Here is a 21417-nt window from a genome sequence, read left to right as displayed (position 1 = left end):
GAAGAAGGCAGAGGCAGCGAGGGGCGCGGGAACAGATGCAGACGGACAATCCGACGGCGGCGATTCTGGTGATCGGGGACGAGATCCTGTCGGGCCGCACCCGCGAGGGCAATGCGCATCATCTGGCGCAGGTCTTGTGTGCGACCGGCTTCGATCTGCGCGAGATTCGTGTGGTGGCCGACGATCAGGATCAGATCGTCGCGGCGGTCCGGGCGTTGGACAGCAGCCTTGGCGGCGCCTGGGATCTGCTGTTCACCAGCGGCGGCATCGGCCCGACCCATGACGACATCACCGCCGATGCCGTGGCCGCCGCACACGGCACGACCGTCGAGATCCACCCCGAGGCGCGTGCGGTGTTGCAGGCGCGCTGTGATCGGATGGGCACGGAACTGACCCCGAACCGGCTGCGGATGGCCCGGATTCCGGTCGGCGCCACGCTGATCGACAACGCGGTGTCGGGCGCGCCCGGATTCTCGATCGGGCATACGCATGTGATGGCCGGGGTGCCCGAGGTCTTCCGCGGCATGGTGGACTGGCTGATCCCGCGGCTGGCGTCGGGCCGTCCCGTTCAGTCGCGGACCGTCGAGGTGCGCCGCGGCGAAAGCGACGTGGCCGAGGAACTGCGCGCCATCGCGGCCGAATTTCCAGACCTGTCGCTGGGTTCCTATCCCTATCACGACGAGCGCGGCTGGGGCACCAATCTGGTCGTGCGCGGCCTTGACGATTCCCGCGTGTCCCTTGCGATGGATGAGCTTAAGCGGCGGCTGGCGCTGTGACGGACCCGGCGCTAGCCGAGGCGTTCGAGGCGACCTGGCCCGCCGCCGAATACGCCGACGCCGGCGGGTTTCGCATCGGGCGCGCGCAGGGGGCCGGGCGTCGTGTCAATTCGGCATGCGCGGTCCGAAGCTGGTCGCCGGCAGACATCGACGATGTGTTGCGCATCCAGTCGGACTGGCGGCAGGCGGCGGCGTTTCGGGTGCTGGACGACGAGACGCGCCTGATTGCGGCACTGACCGACCGCGGATTTCAGCGCGCCACGCCCACCGTCGTCATGCAGGCGGATGTCAGTGCGCTGACCGACCGCCGGATTCCGCCGGTCATGGCCTTTGCGGTCTGGCCGCCTCTGGCGATCCAGCGGGATATCTGGGTGGCGGGCGAGATCGGCCCCGAACGCCAGGCCGTGATGCAGCGCGTGGCAGTTCCGAAAGCAGCGCTTCTGGGCCGGATCGAGGATCGCGCGGCCGGCGCCGGTTTCGTGGCGATCCATTCGGGCGTCGCGATGGTCCACGGGATCGAGATCCTGCCCGACTGGCGCCGCAAGGGTCTGGCCGGGTGGATGATGCGGCGCGCCGCCGTCTGGGCACGGGAAAACGGTGCGCGTCGGCTGGCGCTTGCGGTGACGCGGGCGAACGCCCCGGCCATCGCCCTGTATCGCGGTCTTGGGTTCAGCGATGCGGGCGGATACACTTATTTCGTGAAGCCGTGATCGGCCATGCAGGTCTGAGCCGTCACAGTTCGGTGCGCAGTTCCCACAGATCGGGGAACAACACCACATCCAGCATCCGGCGCAGATAATTGACGCCTGTCGTGCCGCCCGAGCCGCGCTTGAAGCCGATGATGCGTTCGACGGTCGTGACGTGGTTGAAGCGCCAACGGCGAAAATAATCCTCGAAATCGACCAGTTTTTCGGCCAGCTCATACAGTTCCCAGTAGCGGCGCGGATCGCGATAGATTTCGGCCCATGCGGCGCGCGCCATGGCATCGGGCTGATGCGGCAGGTCCAGCCGTTCGCGTGCCGGCAGGTCGAACCCGGCCGCGCGCAGCCGCGCCAGAACCTCGTCGTACAGCGATGGGCGCTTGACCTCGGCCAGCAGCGGATGGGCCAGTTCCGCGCGGTGTTCGTGCGGTCGGATCATCGCCATGTTGCGGTTGCCGGCGACGAATTCGATCATCCGGTACTGATAGGACTGAAAGCCGCTGCTTTCCCCCAGAGTGTCGCGGAACTGGGTGTATTCGCTGGGGGTCATGGTGCGCAGGACATCCCATGCCGAGTTCAGCTGTTCCATGATCCGCGCCACGCGGGTCAGCATCTTGAACGCCGGTTGCAGATCGCCTGCTGCGATGCTGTCGCGGGCTGCCGACATCTCGTGCAGCGCCAGTTTCATCCACAACTCGCTGGTCTGATGCTGGATGATGAACAGCATTTCGTCATGGGCCGAAGACTTCGGATGCTGCGCGGTCAGGATCGCGTCAAGCCCCAGATAGTCGCCATAGGACATGTGCCCCTGAAACGACATGCGCGCACCTTCGTCAGTTGGGTCGTAGCTCATTCTTTCAACCTGAAACGCTGGATCTTGCCGGTCTGGGTCTTGGGCAGCGCGTCGCAAAAGACGATGCTGCGCGGATATTTGAACGGCGCGATCGTGTCCTTCACATGCCGCTGCAGACGTTCGACGGTGGCCTGGTCGGCGGCAATGCCCGGTGCCAGGACGACATGCGCCTGGACGATCTGGCCGCGTTCGGGATCGGGCGCGCCGATGACCGCGCATTCCAGCACATCCTCATGGGACAGCAGGGCGGCTTCCACATCGGGGCCGGCGATGTTGTAGCCCGCCGACAGGATGATGTCGTCGGACCGTGCGGCAAAGTGGAAACGCCCGTCTTCGTCCTGCCAGAACGTGTCGCCGGTCAGGTTCCAGCCATCCCGGACATAGTCGGCCTGACGCGGGTCGTTCAGATACCGGCAGCCGGTCGGTCCGATCACCGCCAGCCGGCCCAGTTCGCCGCGCGGCAGTTCCATGCCGTCCTCGTCCACGATCCGCGCGCGATAGCCGCCCACGGGCCGCCCGGTGCAGGCAGGATGGCTGTCGTCGAAGCGGTTCGTGATGAAGATATGCAGCATCTCGGTCGATCCGATTCCATCCAGCATCGGCTTGCCGGTCTTGTCGCGCCATTCCTGCCACACCGGGCCGGGCAGCGTCTCGCCCGCGCTGACGGCGGCGCGCAGGCTGGACAGGTCGGCACCCTCTTCCATGGCGCGCAGCATGACACGATAGGCGGTTGGCGCGGTAAAGCAGATCGTCGCGCGATGCTGCTGGATAATCTCGATCATGTTCGGCGGTGAGGCGTTTTCAAGCAGCACCGCCGAGGCGCCGAAGCGCAGCGGAAACACCGCCATCCCGCCCAGACCAAACGTGAAGGCCAGTGGCGGACTGCCCACGAACACGTCGTCCGGCGTCACGCCCAGAACTTCCTTGGCATAGCCGTCCGCGATGATCAGCAGATCGCGGTGGAAATGCATGGTCGCTTTCGGCTCGCCGGTGCTGCCGCTGGTGAAGCCCATCAAGGCAACGTCGTCACGGCCCGTCCTGACGGAATCGAACCTGACCGGCTTGGTCAGCGCCGCGCGGTCCAGTTCGGCATCGTGGTTGGCCGTGCCGTCGAAGCCGATCACGGTTTCCAGATGGTCCGACGTCTTCGCCGCCGCGACCAGGTCGTCCATCAGTCGGGTGTCGCACAGTGCGTGGGTGATCTGGGCCTTGTCGATGACCTTCGCCAATTCCCCGGCCCGCAGCATCGGCATGGTGTTCACCACCACCGCCCCCGCCTTCGTCGCCGCCAGCCAGCAGGCCACCATCGCCGGATTGTTCGCAGACCGGATCATGACCCGGTTGCCGGGCCTTACCCCGTAATCCTGCACCAGCGCGCCTGCCAGCCGGTTGGTCCAGTCGGCCAGTTCCTTGTAGGTCCGCGCGCGCCCGTTGCCGACCAGCGCGTTGCGGTCGCCGAAGCCGCGCTGGACCATCCGGTCGGTCAGTTCGGATCCGACATTGATCCAGTCCGGGTAGTCGAAGCCCGACAGGTCGATCGCGGGCCACGCCTGGGGCGGGGGCAGGTTGTCACGGGCAAAGCTGTCCGAATGCCCGCTGGGTCCAAGTTTGTGCATCGACCTCTCCTGTTCGCCGTTCCTGTTCGTTTCAGTCCGGAACAACCGCGGTGGCCTCGATCTCGACCTTGGCGCGGTCCTCGACCAGCCCGGCGACCTGAACCAGCGCCATCGCCGGGAAATGCCGTCCGATCACGTCGCGATAGGCAGCCCCGACCTCGCGCAGCGCGGCCAGGTATTCGTGCTTGTCGGTGACATACCAGGTCAGCCGCACCAGATGTTCGGGCCCGGCGCCCGCCTCGGCCAGAATCGCGACGATGTTTTCCAGAACCTGCCGGACCTGACCGGCGAAATCGTCGGTCTGGAACTGCTGATCGGCGTCCCAGCCGACCAACCCGCCGGTAAAGATCATCCGGCCGCGCGCGGCGATGCCGTTGGCGTAACCGACGGCGCGTTTCCAGTTCGCGGGATGCAACTGTTCATGCATGGTGGGCCTCGAATCTGGGACGGATATGTGCGGGCCAGGGCGCAGGGCGGAAGTCGCGTTCCATCCAGACCACCGTGGGGCGCGCCTTGATGCGGTCATCTGCCGTCAACAGGAACCGCGCGCTGGTGCGGCCCAGATGTTCGACCCTCAGATGCCAGTCCAGCCGGTCCCCAAGCCGCGAGGGCTTGCGGAAATCTATCTCCAACCGCGCGGTCGGCATGCCGAAGCCTTCCGCGATCATCTGCGAAAACGGATAGCCGACCTCGTCAGCCATGAAGTTTTCCACGACCGAATTCACCATCTCGGCATAGCGCGGATAGAAAACGATGCCCGCCGGGTCGCAGTGGCAGAATTCGATGGCGATGCTGCGGTGATAGCTCATGCCCCCTCCAGAACATTGCGGGCGATGATCAGCTTCTGAACGTCGCTGGCGCCCTCATAAATGCGCAGGGCCCGGATCTCTCGATAGAGGCTTTCGACCATCGTGCCGCGCCGCACGCCGTCGCCACCCCACAGCTGCACCGCCTGATCTATGACCGCTTGCGCCGCTTCGGTTGCATACAGCTTGGCCATCGCCGCCTCGCGGGTAATCCGGGGGGCGCCCATATCCTTGGTCCAGGCGGCGCGATAGACCAGCAGCGCGGCGGCATCGATCTGCAGCGCCATTTCAGCGATATGTCCCTGAACCATCTGCAGTTCGGCCATCGGCGCGCCGAACAATTGCCGTTCACGCACCCGTGCGACGGATTCCTGCAGCGCCCGACGGGCGAACCCCAGGGCGGCGGCCCCGACGGTCGGACGGAAATGGTCCAGAACCGTCATGGCGATGCGGAACCCAGATCCGGCCTCGCCGATCAGCGCATCCTTGGGCAGGCGAACCCCTTCCAGCCGCAGATGCGCCAGCGGATGCGGCGCCATCACCTCGATCCGGTCCACGACGGTCAGACCGGGCGCATCGGCAGGCAGCAGAAAAGCAGACAACCCCTTCGCCCCCGGCGCCTCGCCGGTGCGTGCGAAGATCACATGGATATCGGCGATCCCGCCGTTCGAGATGTAGGTCTTTTCGCCATCCAGCACCCAGCCATTGTCGTCGCGCCGCGCGGTGGTGGCAGTGCGGGCGACATCCGAGCCCGATCCCGGTTCGGTCAGCGCGAAGGCTGAAATCGCCTCGCCCGCCCGCGTCCGGTCCAGCCATGCGCGCTGCGCGGGCGTTCCGAACAGCGTCACCGCACCCATGCCCAGACCCTGCATCGCAAAGGCGAAATCCGCCAGGCCGTCATGGCGCGCCAAGGTTTCGCGGATCAGGCACAGGCTGCGGATATCCAGCGCGTCGCCGCCCGAATGGCGCAACCAGCCATCGGCGCCCAGATCTTGCACCAGCCCCCGGCAGGCCGCGTCAACGTCGTCATGATCGACCGGCAGAGTGGCCCCGGCCCAATCGTCCAGCGCCGCCGCCAATTCGCGGTGGCGGTCCTCGAAAAACGGCCAGGTCAGAAAGCTTCGGTCCATCTTCTTCTTTGTCCCAACATCCAAGGGAAAGCAGATCAGTCGCCTTGAAACACCGGCTGCTCTTTGTTGACGAAAGCGCGGTAGGCGCGTTCGAAATCGCGCGTCTGCATGCAGATCGCCTGCGCCTGCGCCTCGGCCTCGATCGCCTGATCCAGGCCCATGTTCCATTCCTGGTTCAGCTGCGTCTTGGTGATCCCATGCGCCCATGTCGGCCCCGCGGCGATGCTGCGGGCCAGTTCCATCGCCGCCGTTTCGACATCCTCATGCAGACTGTTCCAGAAGCCCCAGCGCTCGCCTTCCTGGGCGCGCAGTACGCGTCCGGTATACAGCAGTTCGGCCGCGCGGCCCTGGCCGACGATGCGGGGCAGCATGGCGCAGGCCCCCATGTCGCAGCCAGCCAGCCCGACGCGGGTGAACAGGAACGCGGCCTTGGCCGAGGGCGAGGCCAGCCGGAGGTCGCTGGCCATGGCCATGATCGCGCCTGCGCCGACGCAGGTCCCCTCGACCGCGGCGATCACCGGCTTGCCGCAATGAATCATCGCCTTGACCAGTTCGCCGGTCATGCGGGTGAAGGCCAGCAGTTCCGGCATTTCCATTGCGACCAGCGGGCCGATGATGTCATGGACATCGCCGCCGGAACAGAAATTGCCGCCGTTGCTGGCCAGAACCACGACATCCACATCATCGGCATGGGCCAGGTCGCGGAAGGTGCGGCCCAGTTCGGCATAGCTGTCGAAGGTCAACGGGTTCTTGCGCTCGGGGCGATTCAGGCGGATCACGGCGATGCGGTCGCTGACGTGCCAGTGGAAATGCTGCGGCGTCAGGTTCGCCATGCGGATCGGTTTCATTCGTTCCTCCCGGCGCGCGCAAGAATGTCGCGCATCATGTCCAGATCGGTTTCGCCAAGCCTGGCAAAGATTGCATCGACCTCGGCCTCGTGGCCGGTCGCCATGGCCTCGAATGCGGTCAGCCCGTCCGGCGTCAGGCGCACGCGGATGCGGCGGCGGTCGCCGTCTTCGGCCTCGCGCCGGGCCATCCCGTCCTTTTCCAGCCGGTCCACCACGGCGGTTGCGTTGCCGTTCGATACCAGCAGCATCCGCGACAGTTCCGACATCGTCACCCCCTCGCGCCGCCGCCACAGCGCAGCCATGACGTCAAAGCGGGGCAGGGTGGTGTCATGTTCGCGGCGCAGATAGTCGCGCAAACGATTTTCCGCGGCGCGAGTCACGCCCAGAAGGCGGATCCATGTCTTCAGGCGCCGCTTGGACAGATCGCTCATGCGCTTTCGCCTCCGTCCAGCATGATCGCCTGGCCGTTGACGCTGGCCGCCGAGGGTGATGTCAGCCACATCGCGGTGCCCGTCACCTCGGACGGGGCGACCAGACGTCCCTGCGGGTTCCTGGCGGTCAGGGATGCCAACGCCTCGGCTTCGTCCCGGCCGGTCTTGTCGATGATATTGGCGATGCTGCGGCGGGTCATGTCGGTGTCCAGAAAGCCCGGACAGATCGCGTTCACGGTGATGCCCTTCTTCGCGACCTCGTGGGCCAGTGACCGCACCAGCCCCATGACGCCGTGCTTGCTGGCGGCATAGGGCGCGGCATAGGCCGCCCCGCGCAGCCCCGCGATCGAGGCCACGGCGATCAGCCGGCCGCCGGTCTGCATTCGTGCCAGTCCCTGCTGAAACGTCAGGAAGGTGCCGGTCAGATTGGTGGCGATCATGTGGCTCCAATGTTCCAGATCGACCCTGGCAAAGGGCGCGGCTTCGGCCACGCCGGCATTGGCGATCACGATCTGGCAGGGACCGGCCTGATCGAACATCGCGCGGACCTGATCCGGGTCGCTGACATCGCCCGCCACGGCGCGGATGCCGCCTGTCGCCACCTGCGCCAGCCTTTCCATGCGACGCCCGGTGATGATCACCTCGTGCCCGGCATCGGCGAAGGCGCGGGCCATGTCGGCGCCCGTGCCGCTGCCGCCGCCGGTTATCAGGACGCGGGTCACGCCCGGATCTCCTCGGCCTGACGTTCGGCAAGGCGGCGCGCCTGATCGCGGCCTGCCAGATAGGGCAGCGGCCATTCGGCCGCCTCGTCCCCCAGGGCCACGGCGGCATGCAGCGTCCAGTAAGGGTCCGCAAGATGGGGTCGCGCCAGACAGACCAGATCGGCCCTCCCCGCCATCAGGATCGAGTTCACATGGTCGGGTTCGTAGATATTGCCGACAGCCATGGTCGCGATCCCGGCCTCGTTCCTGATATGGTCGGAAAACGGCGTCTGGAACATGCGCCCATAGACCGGGCGGGCGTCAGGCGTCGTCTGGCCGGCGGAAACGTCGATGATATCGGCCCCGGCCTGACGGAACAGCCGGGCGATCTGCACCGCGTCTTCCGGCGTGACACCGTCAGTGCCGACCCAGTCATTGGCGCTGATCCGGACCGACATCGGTTTGCTTTCGGGCCACGCCGCGCGCATCGCGGCAAATACCTCCAACGGCCAACGCATCCGGTTTTCCAGAGACCCGCCATATTCATCCGCGCGCCGGTTGGACACCGGAGAGATGAATCCGCTGATCAGGTAACCATGGGCGGCGTGCAGTTCGATCATGTCGAACCCGGCGCGTTCGGCCATGCGGGTCGCGGCGACGAACTGATCCCGGACCTGATCCATCTGTGCCCGCGTCATTTCCTGCGGCACGGCATTGTCGGCCGACCATGGCAGGGCCGAGGCCGACATGATCGGCCAGTTTCCGTCGGCCAGCGGCTGGTCCATGCCCTGCCATCCGATGCGGGTGCTGCCCTTGCGGCCCGAATGGCCGATCTGGCAACAGATGCGGGCATCGGTTTCCTCATGCACGAAATCGGTGATCTCGCGCCATGCGGCCTGGTGTTCCGGGGCATACAGCCCGGGGCAGCCGGGCGTGATCCGGCCTTCGGCCGAGACGCAGGTCATCTCGGTATAGATCAGCCCCGCGCCGCCCTTGGCCCGTTCGCCATAATGAACAAGGTGCCAGTTCATAGGCTTGCCATCGACTGCCTTGTATTGCGCCATGGGTGACACAACGATGCGGTTCTTCAGCCGCATATCGCGCAAGTTGAAGGGGGCGAACATCGGCGCGCGGCCGGGCTGACCGCCGGCTTGTTGCTGAAACCAGTCCTCGGCCCGGCGCACCCAGTCGGGATCGCGCAGGCGCAGGTTTTCATGGCTGATCCGCTGGCTGCGCGTCAGCAGCGAATAGGTGAACTGGATCGGTTGCAGGTCGAAGTAACGTTCAACCTGTTCGAACCATTCAAGGCTGTTGCGGGCTGCCGATTGCAGGCGCAGAACTTCGAGCCGGCGTTCCTCCTGATAGCGTTCGAAGGCGCGTTCCATGGTGGGTTCGGAATGCAGGTATTCGGCAAGTGCGATGGCGCTGTCGAAAGCCAGCCGTGTACCCGAACCGATGGAAAAATGCCCCGTCGCCGCCGCGTCGCCCATCAAAACGACGTTGCCCTGATACCAGCGTTCACAGATCACGCGGGGGAAGTTCATCCAGACCGCCGAGCCGCGCAGATGCGCCGCGTTCGACATCAGATCATGCCCGTCCAGATGATCGGCAAAGACAGCCCGGCAGGTTTCGACGATCTGCTCCTTCGTCATCGCTTCGAAGCCGAAGCTGTCCCAGGTCTGCTGGCTGCATTCGACGATGAAGGTCGCCGTGTCGTCGTCGAATTGATAGACATGCGCCCACAGCCAGCCGTGTTCTGTCCGCTCGAAGATGAAGGTGAAGGCGTCGTTGAATTTCTGATGCGTGCCCAGCCAGATGAACTTGCACAGGCGCATGTCGATATCGGGCTTGAACACGTCCTGATATTCGGTCCGGACCTTGCTGTTCAGCCCGTCCGAGGCGACGACCAGATCATAGTCCCCGGCATAGCTTTCGGCGCTGCCGAACTCGGTTTCGAACCGCATGTCCACGCCCAGTTCGCGCGCGCGGTCCTGCAGCAGCGTCAGCATCTTCTTGCGCCCGATTCCGGCAAAGCCATGCCCGCCTGACACATCGCGATGTCCGTCGCGAATGACCGCGATATCGTCCCAATAGATGAAGTTGTCGCGGATCGCCTGCGTCGATTGCGGATCGTTGCGCTGCATCCGTTCCAGCGCGTCATCAGACAGCACGACACCCCAGCCGAATGTGTCGTTGGCGCGGTTGCGTTCCAGGACCGTGACCTGATGCGCGGGATCGCGCAATTTCATCGAGATCGCGAAATACAGGCCCGCAGGGCCGCCGCCGAGGCAGAGAATCTTCATGCCGTGCCACCTCCTGTTATCGGAAAGCTGGCACGGCGCAGATATTATTTCAAGCTTGAAATTTCCCGTCGAAGCGCATCGGCGATGATCGCGGGCACCTCGGGCGCCAGACCGATCGGCTGAAGACGCGGACCATCGAACCCAGCCTGGTCCAGCGCCTGCGGCAGGTCATCGGTCACATGCTCGGCCCTGAGGGCAAAGAAAGGCAGGCTGACCGCCCGTGCCAGGCCGCGCGCCGCGTCGGCGATGAAGGGATCCTGCTCGACAAAGCCGGTGACCACGCGGGCGAAATGCGGAGCGATCAGGTCTGCCAGCGCCGAGGTGATGTTGAAGCTGGCCTGCGACCGCCCTGAACCATGGGCCGTCAACAGAAGTGTCGTGTCGTTCGGGGCCCAGCCTTGTTCGGCGGCGGCACCGTGCGCCAGCCGAACGATCAGCGGCGGCAGTGCCGGATCGGTGCCGAACGGGCGCATGATGCGGGCGTTCGCGGCCCCTGCCTCGGCCAGCTTGCGCGGCAGTTGCGTGCCGGTGAACCACCCCTCGGCCATGAACATCGGATAGATCAGGCTGTGATCGTCGCAGGCATCGGCCAGCGCCCCCGGCATCGCCAATGTCGCGCCCCTGACCTCGCAGCCCGGACTTTCTGCGGCGACGCGCGCGGCGAGGTCGCGGATCGCCTGTTCCTGCGGTTCGGGATCGCCCGGCTGACCGTGCGAGACAATGACGGCTTTGCTGATGTGGTGTGTCATCAGTCGCGAAAATACTGCGCGAAGGCTTCCGGCATCTCGAATTCGGACAGCGCCCGCGCGCGCCCTTCGGCGGACATCTTTCTGGCGGTCTTCTCGATGATGCGCGGCATTTTCTCATCCGGCTGCTCGGCCATGAAATCGCCCAGATACCAGCGGATGAACGTGAAGCAGATCACATCCTCCAGGGCCTGCACCTCGGGGTCGCGCTTCAGGCCCTGCTTGGTCAGCATCCTGCGCGCCGCGTCGATATCTGCGTCGTCATAGCCCGCCTGTCGCATGATCCCGGCGATTCGGTCGGCGTGGCGTCGCCCCTGTTCCTGCCGCCATTGCAGGTAACCGGCCCGATCCATCGGATAGGCGTCGCGTGGCAGTGTCCATCGTTCGATATGCTGGCCGCGACAGGCGATCCGCAACGGGTCCGAGGCATCGGGAAACAGCCGCTGCTGTTCGGCTGTCATGCGCTGGCCATACAGCAGGTTGGCAGGTGTTCCGTCTTCCAGGTTGGGGTCCTGGGCGTTTGCCGCGTCGATGCTGGCGAAGGCGTGGTCGAGCCGGGTGGTCATGCGCGTCCTTTCCTTTTGTCGCAGTCTGACCCGCTGGCGGGGCAGGCTGCAAGCGGCTATCTGCGGGTGGATGAACGGATGGAGCGAATACCTGCTGGCCTGGATTTGCTTTCTGGCCGCGCACATGGTTCCGGCCGCGCCGGGGCCGCGGGGCCTGCTGATCGCCCGACTGGGGCGGCGGGGCTATCTTCTGGCGTTCAGCCTTGTTTCGGTCGCGCTGCTGATCTGGCTGGTACGGGCATCGTCGGGCGCACCCTACGTCGGGCTGTCGCAGGCGGGCACGGGCAGCCGTTGGCTGGTCAATCTGGCGATGCCCGTGGCGATCCTGACGGGCGCGATTGCGACGGGGATGTCGGGCCTGCTGATGGCCTTCGCGATCTGGGCGGCCGCGCATCTGGTTGCGAACGGCGATCTGGCGCATGCGATCCTGTTCGGCGGGATGCTGGTCTTTGCAGGTTCGGGACTGATCCGTTCGGGGTTTCCGTGTGTGTTCCGGCCCTCGGTCTTGCGGATAGTGGCGGCCATTGGCCTGTGGATCGCGCTTCTCCTGCTGCACCCTGTCGTCGTGGGTGTCTCGCCCTTGCCCGGCTGACGCCGGGCGAAGGCCGGGGGCGCAGCGGGTATTCCGCCAAAGAAAATGTCTCAGGTCAGGCGGAACGCGTCTGGAAGCCGGTCCTGACCTGTCAGGATCAGATCGGCCATCAGCCGGGCGATTCCGGGCGCCATGCCGAAGCCGATCTTGAACCCGCCATTCGCGATGTAATGGCCCGGCCTTCCCGGCCACTGACCGAGAAGTGGCGCACGCGATTTCGCGCGGGGCCGAATCCCGGCCCAACGCTGGACGATCCGTGCCTGGGCCAGGGCAGGGCAGATCCTGCGGGCGCGGGCGACGAGGTCGTCCAGCATCAGGTCGGGGGCCAGATGGTCGAAATCATTTTCCGAGGTAGAGCCGACGGCGGTCGTGCCATCCGCATGCGGCACGATATGCAGCCCATCGGCGAAGACCTGCGGCGCGCCGGGTGCCGGGAAATCCAGCAGCGCCGACTGGCCTTTGATCCCCTTTCCGACCGATCTGCCCAGATCGTCGCCCAGCATCTGAAGGCCCGCTGCGCCGGTGGCCCACAGCGCGGGACCTGTGGACGCGTCTGGTCGTGCTGATTGGCCTTCGACGATCTGCCCGCCCCTTGCCCGGATCGCGCCAGCCAGCGCGGCCAGCGCCAGACAAGGGTTCAGCCGGGCCGTCAGCCGGTCTTCAAGCCAGATCCCGGTCGGACTGCAGGGCACCAGCGGCGATCCGGGGGTGTCCGTCAGCCGCATCGGCATCGTCGCGGGCCATCGTGCATCCGCGCCTGCGATGCGTGTTTTCAACCGTTCCGCCGTGGCCATGTCCGGGACGGGTTGCAGGCGACCGGTGCGCCCATAGCCGCTGGAAAGGCCAGAGACAGTCTCGACCTCGGCCCAGAACGCCGAGGCAAACAGCAGGCTGTCCAGCTGAAACGCCTTCTTGTCGTTCCATTGCTCGGGGGCGTGGGGGGCAAGCGCGCCGACATTGCCGCCCGACGATCCGGCGCCGATCCGGTCCGCCTCGATGACGCGGACCTTGGCGCCGCGGCGCGCGATCTCCCACGCGCAGGACAGGCCAAGGATGCCGCCGCCGATGATGGTGATGCTTGTCAAACCGCCCGCCCTTCGCCTAGCTGCGACCATGAACGATCTAGTCGATCAGATGGATGGCGGCCAGCCGCAGCTGGCGTGGCGAGAGGGCGGGGTGCCGGTCTCGACCCGCTTCGACGATCCGTATTTCAGCCTTGCGGGCGGTCTGGCCGAGACACGGCATGTGTTTCTGGACGGCAACGACCTGCCGGCGCGGCTGCGGCCGGGGTTCCATGTGGCCGAGCTGGGCTTTGGCACCGGGCTGAACGCACTGGCGCTCGCGCTGGTCGCGCGCGTCCCCGTGGTCATGACAAGCTTCGAGGCTTATCCGATGAGCGTGGACCAGCTGGCCCAGGCGCATGCGGCGTTCCCAGAACTGGCCGGACTGGCGTCGCAACTGCGCAAGGGATGGGGCGCCGCCCGGCTGCAGGTGGGCACGGTCGATCTGCGGCTGGTGATCGGCGATGTGCGGCGCACCTTGCCCGAGTGGCCGGGACGCGCGGATGCGTGGTTTCTGGACGGATTTTCGCCCGCCAGGAACCCCGAGATGTGGTCAGCCGAACTGATGGCGCAGGTCGGGCGGCACAGCGCCGCGGGGGCCGGTTTTGCGACCTATACCGCCGCCGGGCATGTCCGGCGCGCGCTGGAGGAAGCCGGTTTCGCGGTCCAGCGGCGGCCCGGTTTCGGGCGCAAGCGGCACATGAGCGTGGGGCGGCTGCGCGACGACATGACCGACACAGACGCGCAGGGGCCTAGCGTGTGACGCGCGGGATGCGTGTCTGCGTGTAGGTGGCTTCGGGATGCGGCGGGTGGCCATGGGTCACCTGCCAGAAGCGAGGGCCGCCCCGACGCAGAAACAACGGCACGCACAGTGCGACGCCGGCGATGAAGCCACCCGCGTGGGCCCAATAGGCGACGCCTCCCTGATCGCCCGTGACCGTGAACCCGCCGAACAACTGCAACCCCAGCCATGCACCCAGCATCAGCCATGCGGGCACGGTAAAGACCTTGAAGAAGATGATGAAGATCGCCACCACATCGACGCGGGCGCGGGGAAACATCAGCAGATAGCCCCCCATGACGCCTGCGATCGCGCCGGATGCGCCGACCATCGGCACGGACGATCCCGGATCGGCGGCGATCTGCGCGGCCGCGGCGGCAAGCCCCGTCGCCAGGTAGAACAACAGAAAGCCGGGCCGCCCCATCTGTTCTTCAAGATTGTCGCCGAAGATCCACAGAAACAGCATGTTGCCGCCCAGATGCAGCAGTCCCGCATGCAGGAACATGTGACTGGCCAGCCCCCACAGATACTCGCCGTGCATGATCGCCAGCGGATACAGCGCCAGCCGCACCCACAGTGCCGCCCCCGCATCCGAACCGGGCAGGGTCAGGACGAACATCACGATATTCAACGCGATGATCGCCCATGTCACGATGGGGGTGCGCTGGGACGGATTGTGATCGCGGATCGGGAACATCTGACCTTCGGCATCTGCAGCTGCCCCAGCATCCGCCGTCGCGGCCCGTCGCGCAACCCCGCCAGAAAGGTGTCGGGACTGACGGCGTCGGCACGAAACTCAGCCTTCGCGCGGTATGTCATCGGCAGGGACGGGTTCCAGCCCCTGCGCACCCGGACCCTGCGCGGCGGCGCGGTCCGCGGGGTTGAACAGGACGCACAGCTCGTGCGACAGACATCCGCAGCGGATGCAGCCGGCAAGCTGGTCGCGGACCTGTTCCAGCAGACGGATCCGACGGGTCAGATCGTCGCGCCAGTCTTCCGAGATGCGCTGCCATTCCTCGCGGTTCAGCGGCTTTCCGGTCAGTGCCGGGGTCAGGGCCGTGCGGATTTCGGAAAGTGGAAGACCGGCGCGCTGGCCGGCCTTGATGATGGCCAGAACGCGCAGGCTGGCCCGCGAATAGCGCCGGTGATTTGCGGCATTGCGGGTGGACCGGATCAGCCCTTCGCGTTCATAAAAGTGAATGGCCGAGACGGATATACCGCTTCGGCGAGACAGTGCACCGACCGACATGATTGGGGTCGATGCTGCATGGGCTTTGAAATCACGGGACATTTTCAGCTTGTCCTGAACTTTGGTTGAGGTCTTAGGGTTGCAAGCCTGGACCGGAATGGCAAGGAAGACGGGATGACTGAGGGTAATCGGATCGTGGTGATCCTGGGTTCGATCCGCGAAGGGCGCATCAACGATCGGGTCGCGGCTTGGGTGGCAGGCCAGCTGCGCCTGCACGGTTTCGCGCCGGAAATCCTTGATCCCGCCGACTCGGATCTGCTGCCGCTGCAGATCGGCGATCAGGCGGCCATCGCGCGGCTGCGCGAACGGATGCACGGTGCCGACGGGTTCGTGATCGTCACGCCCGAATACAATCATGCCGAGCCGGGACATCTGAAGACGCTGATCGATTCGGTGACATCCGAATGGTGGGCACGCCCGGTCGGGCTGATCGGCTATGGCGGTATTTCGGGCGGCCTGCGGGCGATCGAGGCGCTGCGCATCATCCTGGCCGAACTGCATACCGTCACGATCCGCGACACGCTCAGCTTTGCATCGCCCTGGCGTCGCTTTGACGAAGAGGGCCGGATCACCGACCCCGATGATCGCGCCGCAGCCGAGGCAGCGATGGCGGTGTTCGCCCATCGGCTGCGCTGGTGGGCCGATGCGCTGGCGGATGCGCGCGGTGCGCGCCCCTATGACCGAGAGGATGGCTGACATGGATCCGCTGCTGAAGGACTGGCGGTCGTGGGGACTGATGCTGGCGTCGATGCTGACGATCATGTCGAACGCCACCATCACCCCGTCGCTGCCGGGATTGGAGGCGGCATTCGCCGATGATCCGCTGGCGCCGATCCTGACGCGGCTGCTGATCACCGCGCCCTCGTTGCTGGTGGCGATCGTGGCGCCGTTCGCGGGGGGGCTGACCGACCGCCTGGGACGGCGGCGTCCGCTGCTGGCCGGGCTGGTGATCTATGCCGTGGCCGGAACGGCGGGCCTGTATCTGAATACGCTGGAGGCGATTCTGGCCAGCCGGCTGGCGCTGGGTCTGGGCGTGGCCGCGATCATGACCTCGCAGGCGGCGCTGGTCGGAGACTATTTCGAAGGCCCGGCGCGCGGACGCCTGATGGGATATCAGATGGCCGCGACGAATATCGGCGGGCTGGTCTTCGTCACCGTCGCCGGGGCGTTGGCGGCCTCGGATCCGCGGCTGCCGTTCCTGATCTACGGCCTTGCCGCGCTGCTGTTTCCGCTGCTGGCGGCGATCCTGCCCGAACCGCCCCGCTTTGCGTCGCAGCCGGGCGCAGGATCGGCGGCCGACGATGCCGAGCCGGGCTGGCAACTGACCGTCACGATCATGGCCGCGGCGGCGGGGCTGACCTTCGTGATCTTCTACGCGGTGCCGACGCAGGTTCCCTATCACCTGCAGAACGAAGGGCTGACCGATCCGCGTGACGCGGGCATCGTGATGGGGGCGATGATGTTCGCCGCTGCGGTGATGTCGGTGATCTCGGGCTGGATCCGGCCATGGCTGGGGCGGATCGGAACGCCGGTCACGGGTTACCTGTCGCTGGCGGCGGGATTTGCCGGACTGTCCATCGGACATTCGCTTGGCCTTGCGATGCTGTCGACCGCGCTGATCGGGGCGGGACTGGGTTTCTGCATGCCCACCTTCATCACCACTGCGCTGAACGTCACGCCTGCGTGGCATCGCGGGCTGATCACCGGCCTGATCACGGCGGCAATTTTTCTGGGACAGTTCCTGTCGCCTCTGGCATCTCAGCCGCTGACCACCCATCTGGGCTATTCCGGCGCGTTTCGCGTCGGCGCCTTCGCCTTCGTGGCGCTGGCCTTTCTGCTGACGTTGGCGTTGCGTCGGCAAACCCCTCATGCGACCCGGCCGCTGCGCAGTCAGTAACGGCCAAAGAAGGAGCCGGACATGGCCGGAATCATCCAGATCGACAATCTGTCGAAGCAATATGGTGGCGGCACGCGCGCGCTCAGCGATGTGTCGATGGATATCGAGGAAGGCGAGATCATCGCCCTGCTTGGGCCGAACGGCGCGGGCAAGACCACGCTGATCTCGATCATCTGCGGGCTGGTCGTGCCGACCGGCGGCACCGTGCGCGTGGGCGGCCACGACATCCGCACAGACTGGCGCGCGGCGCGCCGGATGATCGGACTGGTGCCGCAGGAAATCGCGCTGGAGCCGTTCGAGACGGTGATGAACTGCGTGCGCTTTACCCGCGGCCTGTACGGGGAAGGGCGCGACGACGCCTATATCGAACAGGTGCTGCGCAGCCTTGCCCTGTGGGACAAGCGCGATGCGATGACCAAGGAACTGTCCGGCGGGATGAAACGCCGCGTGCTGATCGCCAAGGCGCTGGCACATCGTCCGAAGGTCCTGTTCCTGGATGAGCCGACTGCCGGTGTCGATGTCGCGCTGCGCCGCGAGATGTGGCAGGTCGTCGAAGGGCTGCGCAAGGACGGCGTGACCATCATCCTGACCACGCACTACCTGGAAGAAGCCGAGGAAATGGCCGACCGGATCGGCGTCATCAATCACGGTCGCCTGCTGCTGGTGAAACCCAAGGATGAGTTGATGGGAGAATTCGGGCGCAAGACCCTGACCATCGAACTGGACACGGCGCTGGAAGCCATTCCGTCCGCTCTTGCGGGGCGCGGCCTCGAGCTCGCGCAGGACGGTCGGCATCTGCGCTATGACTATGACACGCGGGCCGACAGGACCGGGATTGCCCGGCTTCTGGGCGATCTGGCGGCGCAGGGGATTACCGTGCGCGACGTTTCGACCAAGCAATCCAGCCTGGAAGAAGTCTTCATCTCGCTGGTCGATGACGGCGACAAGAATAGCGCTGCGGAGGATGCTGCATGATGTCGGCAATCAACTGGCCCGGTGTGTGGGCAATCTTTCATCACGAGATGATGCGGTTCTTCCGAACCATCATGCAATCGCTGCTGTCGCCGGTGGTTTCGACCACGCTGTATTTCGTGGTCTTCGGCGCGGCCATCGGCGGCCGCATCCAGTCGGTCGAGGGTGTGCCCTATGGCGCCTTCATCGTGCCGGGACTGATGATGCTGACGATCCTGCAGCAATCGGTCAGCAATGCCAGCTTCGGGATCTATTTCCCGAAATTCAGCGGCACGATCTATGAATATCTGGTCTCGCCCGTCGGCTGGATCGAGGTGACGATGGGTTTCGTCGGCGCGGCGGCGGCGAAGTCGATGATGATCGCGCTGGTGATCCTGCTGACCAGCTTCTTCTTCGTGGGTGTCCATATCCTGCATCCGTTCTGGATGCTGGCCTTCCTGTTCCTGACCGCGCTTGGGTTCAGCCTGCTGGGGTTCATCATCGGGTTGTGGGCCAAGTCGTTCGAACAGTTGCAACTGGTCCCGATGATGGTCATCACGCCTTTGGTTTTCCTGGGCGGCGCTTTCTATTCGGCCAACATGCTGCCGCCCTTCTGGGAAGGCGTCGCAAAGCTGAACCCGGTTCTGTACCTGATTTCGGGTTTCCGCTGGTCGTTCTTCGGGCTGGCAGATGTGCCGGTCGGCGTTTCCCTGGTCGCGGTGGCAATCATGGTCGGTGTCTGCCTTGCCATCATCCGCTGGATCTTTGCGACCGGCTGGCGGCTGCGCGAATGACCTAGCCCTTCTTCCGCCCCTTCTTCGTCAGGCTGGGGCAGATCCGGGTCTGCGGGTCCAGCCTGACATATTCGCGGGCCGAGATCACCTGCATCTCCATCGACCGGTTCCAGCCCGCGAACCAGCGCTGCTTGATTTCGCCGCGATAGGTGCTGCCCATGATCTGGTCGACATATGGCGGGATGATCGTGGTGTTCGGAATGCGCGGTGCGTGAAAGCCGATTCTTGCCCTTGGTCCCAGACAGGCATTGGGCAGGGTGATCAGCATCGTGCAGGCCGATCTGCAATATCCCCGAATGCGGATCGTCTTGCCTGATCGCGCCAGTTCGTTCCGCCGCTGCATCATCTGCAGGACGTTCCCGCCACTGTCGTTGACGATGTCGATATGGTTCTTGCGGGCCTGGGCCAGACCTGCGGGCGGCGACAGCACAAGCGGCAGCGACAACAGCAAGACGGATAATGCGGATCGGATTCGGGCGTTCATGACACGGATATTGACCGGCGGACGACCAAGAGGAAAGTCACGATCCGGCGAAGCGGCCCGCCGGATCACGTTCCCTTGAACGGAACGATCGGTTCGGATAACGTCTTGGTCGATCAGCAAGGTCTCGTGCCCAGCCAGCCGAAAGTCGCGCGACGGAGACCTTTCATGCAGCTGCGCCCCCTGCCGATCCCACCTGCCTTGCCCCTTGCCACCCTGTTCGCCGTGCTGGCCGGCTCCGCAGCCGTCCACGCACAGGAACGCGTCTATCAGCTTGACCCGATCTATCTGGAATCGGTCGATCCCCATTTCGGCGCCGCTGACCGGGCCACCAGCATGTATGCCACCGGAATGGAGATCGAGCGGGCGCGCACCGGCGATCTGAAGGATCTTTTCTCGGGTATCGCGTCGGTCTCTGTGGGCGGCGCATTGCCGCTGACGCAGAAGATCTATGTCAATGGCGTGGACATGCTGAATCTGGGCGTGACCATCGACGGCACCGCGCAGAACAACCGCGCCTTTCACCACGTCTCGGCCAACGCGATCGATCCGGGACTGCTGAAGCAGGTCAGGGCGGATGCCACGATTTCGCCCGCCGACGCGGGACCATATGCGCTGGCCGGTTCGGTCGTCTTCGAAACCGTCGATCCCGAGGATATTCTTGATCCCGGCGATCCCTTTGGCGGCAATGTCAGGCTGGGTTACGCCGACAACGGCGGCACCGCACAGGGCGCGCTGACCCTGGCGGGGCAGTCTGGAGGATTCTCGTGGCTGGCCTATGGCAAGCGTGCCACCGGCGAGGATTACGAAAGCGGCAGCGGGCAGCGGGTGCGGGGAACGCGCGCCGACCTGACCAGCGCATTGCTGAAGCTGGCCTATGAGGACGAAACCGGACATCGGGTCGAACTGTCCGGGCAGCGGCTGCGCGACAATTCGCTGCGCCAGTTTCGCGCGAATTTCGGCAGCTTCGGTGGCGATGACAGCGTGCTGCGGGTCTATGACACGACGCGCGAAAGCTATTCCCTGCACTACGAAAACACGCTGGCCGACGGAATCTGGGATCCCGAGATCCATCTGGGTTATTCCGAAAGCGACATCGTCGTGCCGGAACCCTGGGACAGCAACGGCCTTTCGGGCACCTGGTCGGCCAGGGTTCAGAACCGTTTCAATCTCGGCGCCGAAGACAGCATCGTTGCGGGGATCGACTGGCAGCGCCGGTTTGGTGAATATTCCAGCCCGGATTTCGACAGCTACCTGCGCGAGGAATCACACAATCTTGGGATCTTTGCCCAGGCGCGGCTTCAAGTGACGCCTCAGGCGCGGCTGTCTGCCGGGCTGCGGGCGGACCGGCAGCGCTTTGAAGGCGTGGATGGCAGCAAGAACACGCATTCGGGCGTTTCGGGCAACGCGTCGCTGACCTATGCCCTTTCAGATCGGCTGACCCTGCGAGGCGGCGTGTCCTCGATCTTCGGCGGTGTCGATATCGAAGACAACTACACCTTCCTGCCGGATTGGACCTATGCCGGGTTGCAGGCCGCGCGGGCGCACAACGCCACGATCGGTCTGGACTGGCAGGCCGACCAGTTGAAACTGGGCGGCGAGGTGTTCGTGACCCGGATCGACGATGCCCGCGGCGGAGTCGGCAATTTCGACTTCGAAAGCCGCGGGTTCAACCTGGGGGCGGAATACGGCTGGGATACCGGATCGGCGCGGTTCACCCTCTCGCACAGCGATGCTCAGGTCGATGGCGGCGATGCCGACGGCTATGAGGCGCTGGACTTCGGGGCGCCTCTGGGAACAGTGCTGGCGCTGGAGATGGAACAGCAGACACCCTGGCAAGGCTTGCGCCTGGGCGGCACGGTCGAGGCGGCACTGGACTACCAGATGCCGGAATCCGCCGACCGCGACCTGTCCGGCTATGCGGTGCTGAACCTGTTTGCCGAATATGTGCCACCGCAATACGACAACGTCACCATCCGGGCCGAAATCAACAACCTCTTTGACCGCGACTATGCCGACCGTGCGACCTATGGCGGCGAATTCGATGTCGTGGGCACGCTGAAAGAGCCGGGTCGAACCGTGTCGCTGGTGGTTGCGACCGAGTTCTGAGAGGGCGATGACCGGGGCCGATGGT

At 65.3% G+C, this 21417-nt stretch carries 24 protein-coding genes; 9 read left to right on the top strand and 15 right to left on the bottom strand.

All coding sequences use genetic code 11. The annotated features are described in order from the left end of the window. The first annotated feature begins 35 nt into the window (after nucleotides 1-35). Both J7359_RS01060 and J7359_RS20215 read left to right on the top strand, forming a co-directional pair. Entirely contained in the window at nucleotides 36-776 is a 741-nt protein-coding gene (locus J7359_RS01060; protein ID WP_209054672.1) for a molybdopterin-binding protein, read from the top strand. Beyond that, nucleotides 773-1486 carry a GNAT family N-acetyltransferase gene (locus J7359_RS20215; RefSeq protein WP_209054671.1) on the top strand — a complete coding sequence of 238 codons (714 nt, stop codon included), beginning with the start codon at nucleotides 773-775 and terminating at the stop codon, nucleotides 1484-1486. Before J7359_RS01060 ends, J7359_RS20215 begins: the two co-directional genes overlap by 4 nt. A gap of 22 nt (nucleotides 1487-1508) precedes the next feature. Here J7359_RS20215 and kynA read toward each other — a convergent pair whose 3' ends face one another. The 11 genes from kynA to J7359_RS01000 are packed head-to-tail and all read right to left on the bottom strand — an operon-like array spanning nucleotide 1509 to nucleotide 11477. Next, on the bottom strand, nucleotides 1509-2330 hold the full coding sequence (gene kynA / locus J7359_RS01050; RefSeq protein ID WP_209054670.1) for a tryptophan 2,3-dioxygenase: 822 nt from the start codon (nucleotides 2328-2330) through the stop codon (nucleotides 1509-1511). Beyond that, complete coding sequence (locus J7359_RS01045; RefSeq protein WP_209054669.1) at nucleotides 2327-3946, bottom strand: AMP-binding protein; 1620 nt, start codon at nucleotides 3944-3946, stop codon at nucleotides 2327-2329. Before J7359_RS01045 ends, kynA begins: the two co-directional genes overlap by 4 nt. A 31-nt stretch (nucleotides 3947-3977) precedes the next feature. Further along, nucleotides 3978-4373 carry a RidA family protein gene (locus J7359_RS01040; protein ID WP_209054668.1) on the bottom strand — a complete coding sequence of 132 codons (396 nt, stop codon included), beginning with the start codon at nucleotides 4371-4373 and terminating at the stop codon, nucleotides 3978-3980. Further along, a complete protein-coding gene (locus J7359_RS01035; protein WP_209054667.1) occupies nucleotides 4366-4755 on the bottom strand; it encodes an acyl-CoA thioesterase in 390 nt (129 codons plus the stop codon). The genes J7359_RS01040 and J7359_RS01035 overlap by 8 nt, the downstream gene beginning before the upstream one ends. Then, nucleotides 4752-5882: an acyl-CoA dehydrogenase family protein gene (locus J7359_RS01030; RefSeq protein WP_209054666.1), complete on the bottom strand. Its 1131-nt coding sequence runs from the start codon at nucleotides 5880-5882 to the stop codon at nucleotides 4752-4754. Before J7359_RS01030 ends, J7359_RS01035 begins: the two co-directional genes overlap by 4 nt. A gap of 35 nt (nucleotides 5883-5917) precedes the next feature. After that, nucleotides 5918-6730, bottom strand: coding sequence for an enoyl-CoA hydratase family protein (locus J7359_RS01025; RefSeq protein ID WP_247740096.1), 813 nt, complete (start codon nucleotides 6728-6730; stop codon nucleotides 5918-5920). Next, nucleotides 6727-7161, bottom strand: coding sequence for a MarR family transcriptional regulator (locus J7359_RS01020; protein WP_209054665.1), 435 nt, complete (start codon nucleotides 7159-7161; stop codon nucleotides 6727-6729). Before J7359_RS01020 ends, J7359_RS01025 begins: the two co-directional genes overlap by 4 nt. Further along, on the bottom strand, nucleotides 7158-7883 hold the full coding sequence (locus tag J7359_RS01015; protein ID WP_348524309.1) for an SDR family NAD(P)-dependent oxidoreductase: 726 nt from the start codon (nucleotides 7881-7883) through the stop codon (nucleotides 7158-7160). Before J7359_RS01015 ends, J7359_RS01020 begins: the two co-directional genes overlap by 4 nt. Further along, nucleotides 7880-10165, bottom strand: a complete 2286-nt coding sequence (locus J7359_RS01010; protein ID WP_209054663.1) for a bifunctional salicylyl-CoA 5-hydroxylase/oxidoreductase — start codon at nucleotides 10163-10165, stop codon at nucleotides 7880-7882. Before J7359_RS01010 ends, J7359_RS01015 begins: the two co-directional genes overlap by 4 nt. A gap of 44 nt (nucleotides 10166-10209) precedes the next feature. Beyond that, entirely contained in the window at nucleotides 10210-10914 is a 705-nt protein-coding gene (locus J7359_RS01005) for a CbiX/SirB N-terminal domain-containing protein (RefSeq protein ID WP_247740095.1), read from the bottom strand. After that, nucleotides 10914-11477 carry a DUF4202 domain-containing protein gene (locus tag J7359_RS01000; RefSeq protein WP_209054662.1) on the bottom strand — a complete coding sequence of 188 codons (564 nt, stop codon included), beginning with the start codon at nucleotides 11475-11477 and terminating at the stop codon, nucleotides 10914-10916. Before J7359_RS01000 ends, J7359_RS01005 begins: the two co-directional genes overlap by 1 nt. Before the next feature lie 70 nt (nucleotides 11478-11547). Here J7359_RS01000 and J7359_RS00995 point away from each other — a divergent pair, with 70 nt between their 5' ends. Next, the gene (locus tag J7359_RS00995; protein ID WP_209054661.1) at nucleotides 11548-12069 is read left to right on the top strand and encodes an NnrU family protein; all 522 of its coding nucleotides are present in this window, start codon (nucleotides 11548-11550) and stop codon (nucleotides 12067-12069) included. A gap of 50 nt (nucleotides 12070-12119) precedes the next feature. Here J7359_RS00995 and J7359_RS00990 read toward each other — a convergent pair whose 3' ends face one another. Next, the gene (locus J7359_RS00990) at nucleotides 12120-13154 is read right to left on the bottom strand and encodes an FAD-dependent oxidoreductase (protein ID WP_247740094.1); all 1035 of its coding nucleotides are present in this window, start codon (nucleotides 13152-13154) and stop codon (nucleotides 12120-12122) included. A 28-nt stretch (nucleotides 13155-13182) separates the two neighbouring features. On the opposite strand from J7359_RS00990, the gene mnmD reads away from it, so the two are divergent. After that, nucleotides 13183-13893, top strand: a complete 711-nt coding sequence (gene mnmD / locus J7359_RS00985) for a tRNA (5-methylaminomethyl-2-thiouridine)(34)-methyltransferase MnmD (RefSeq protein ID WP_247740093.1) — start codon at nucleotides 13183-13185, stop codon at nucleotides 13891-13893. On the opposite strand, the gene J7359_RS00980 is transcribed toward mnmD, so the two are convergent. Both J7359_RS00980 and soxR read right to left on the bottom strand, forming a co-directional pair. Beyond that, nucleotides 13883-14608 carry a rhomboid family intramembrane serine protease gene (locus J7359_RS00980; RefSeq protein ID WP_209054659.1) on the bottom strand — a complete coding sequence of 242 codons (726 nt, stop codon included), beginning with the start codon at nucleotides 14606-14608 and terminating at the stop codon, nucleotides 13883-13885. The two genes, mnmD and J7359_RS00980, sit on opposite strands and share 11 nt — an antisense overlap. 99 nt (nucleotides 14609-14707) lie before the next feature. After that, nucleotides 14708-15160, bottom strand: coding sequence for a redox-sensitive transcriptional activator SoxR (gene soxR, locus J7359_RS00975; protein WP_209054658.1), 453 nt, complete (start codon nucleotides 15158-15160; stop codon nucleotides 14708-14710). A 114-nt stretch (nucleotides 15161-15274) separates the two neighbouring features. Here soxR and J7359_RS00970 point away from each other — a divergent pair, with 114 nt between their 5' ends. The 4 genes from J7359_RS00970 to J7359_RS00955 are packed head-to-tail and all read left to right on the top strand — an operon-like array spanning nucleotide 15275 to nucleotide 18802. Then, the gene (locus J7359_RS00970; protein ID WP_209054657.1) at nucleotides 15275-15856 is read left to right on the top strand and encodes an NAD(P)H-dependent oxidoreductase; all 582 of its coding nucleotides are present in this window, start codon (nucleotides 15275-15277) and stop codon (nucleotides 15854-15856) included. 1 nt (nucleotide 15857) lies between these two features. After that, a complete protein-coding gene (locus J7359_RS00965; protein WP_209054656.1) occupies nucleotides 15858-17057 on the top strand; it encodes an MFS transporter in 1200 nt (399 codons plus the stop codon). A 21-nt stretch (nucleotides 17058-17078) separates the two neighbouring features. Next, nucleotides 17079-18032 (top strand): ABC transporter ATP-binding protein, encoded by a 954-nt coding sequence (locus J7359_RS00960; RefSeq protein ID WP_209054655.1) that lies wholly within the window; start codon nucleotides 17079-17081, stop codon nucleotides 18030-18032. Beyond that, complete coding sequence (locus tag J7359_RS00955) at nucleotides 18032-18802, top strand: ABC transporter permease (RefSeq protein ID WP_209054972.1); 771 nt, start codon at nucleotides 18032-18034, stop codon at nucleotides 18800-18802. The genes J7359_RS00960 and J7359_RS00955 overlap by 1 nt, the downstream gene beginning before the upstream one ends. A gap of 1 nt (nucleotide 18803) precedes the next feature. Here the strand turns inward: J7359_RS00955 and J7359_RS00950 are convergent, their stop codons facing one another. Continuing rightward, entirely contained in the window at nucleotides 18804-19247 is a 444-nt protein-coding gene (locus J7359_RS00950) for a hypothetical protein (RefSeq protein ID WP_247740092.1), read from the bottom strand. A 204-nt stretch (nucleotides 19248-19451) separates the two neighbouring features. Between J7359_RS00950 and J7359_RS00945 the strand changes: the two genes are divergently transcribed. Then, a complete protein-coding gene (locus J7359_RS00945) occupies nucleotides 19452-21392 on the top strand; it encodes a TonB-dependent receptor (RefSeq protein ID WP_209054653.1) in 1941 nt (646 codons plus the stop codon). Nucleotides 21393-21417 lie beyond the last annotated feature (25 nt).

This window comes from Paracoccus sp. R12_2 (assembly GCF_017744015.1).
Taxonomy (GTDB): domain Bacteria; phylum Pseudomonadota; class Alphaproteobacteria; order Rhodobacterales; family Rhodobacteraceae; genus Paracoccus.
The sequence above is the reverse complement of the archived record's forward strand: the minus strand, read 5'-3'. Positions and strand labels throughout refer to the sequence as shown.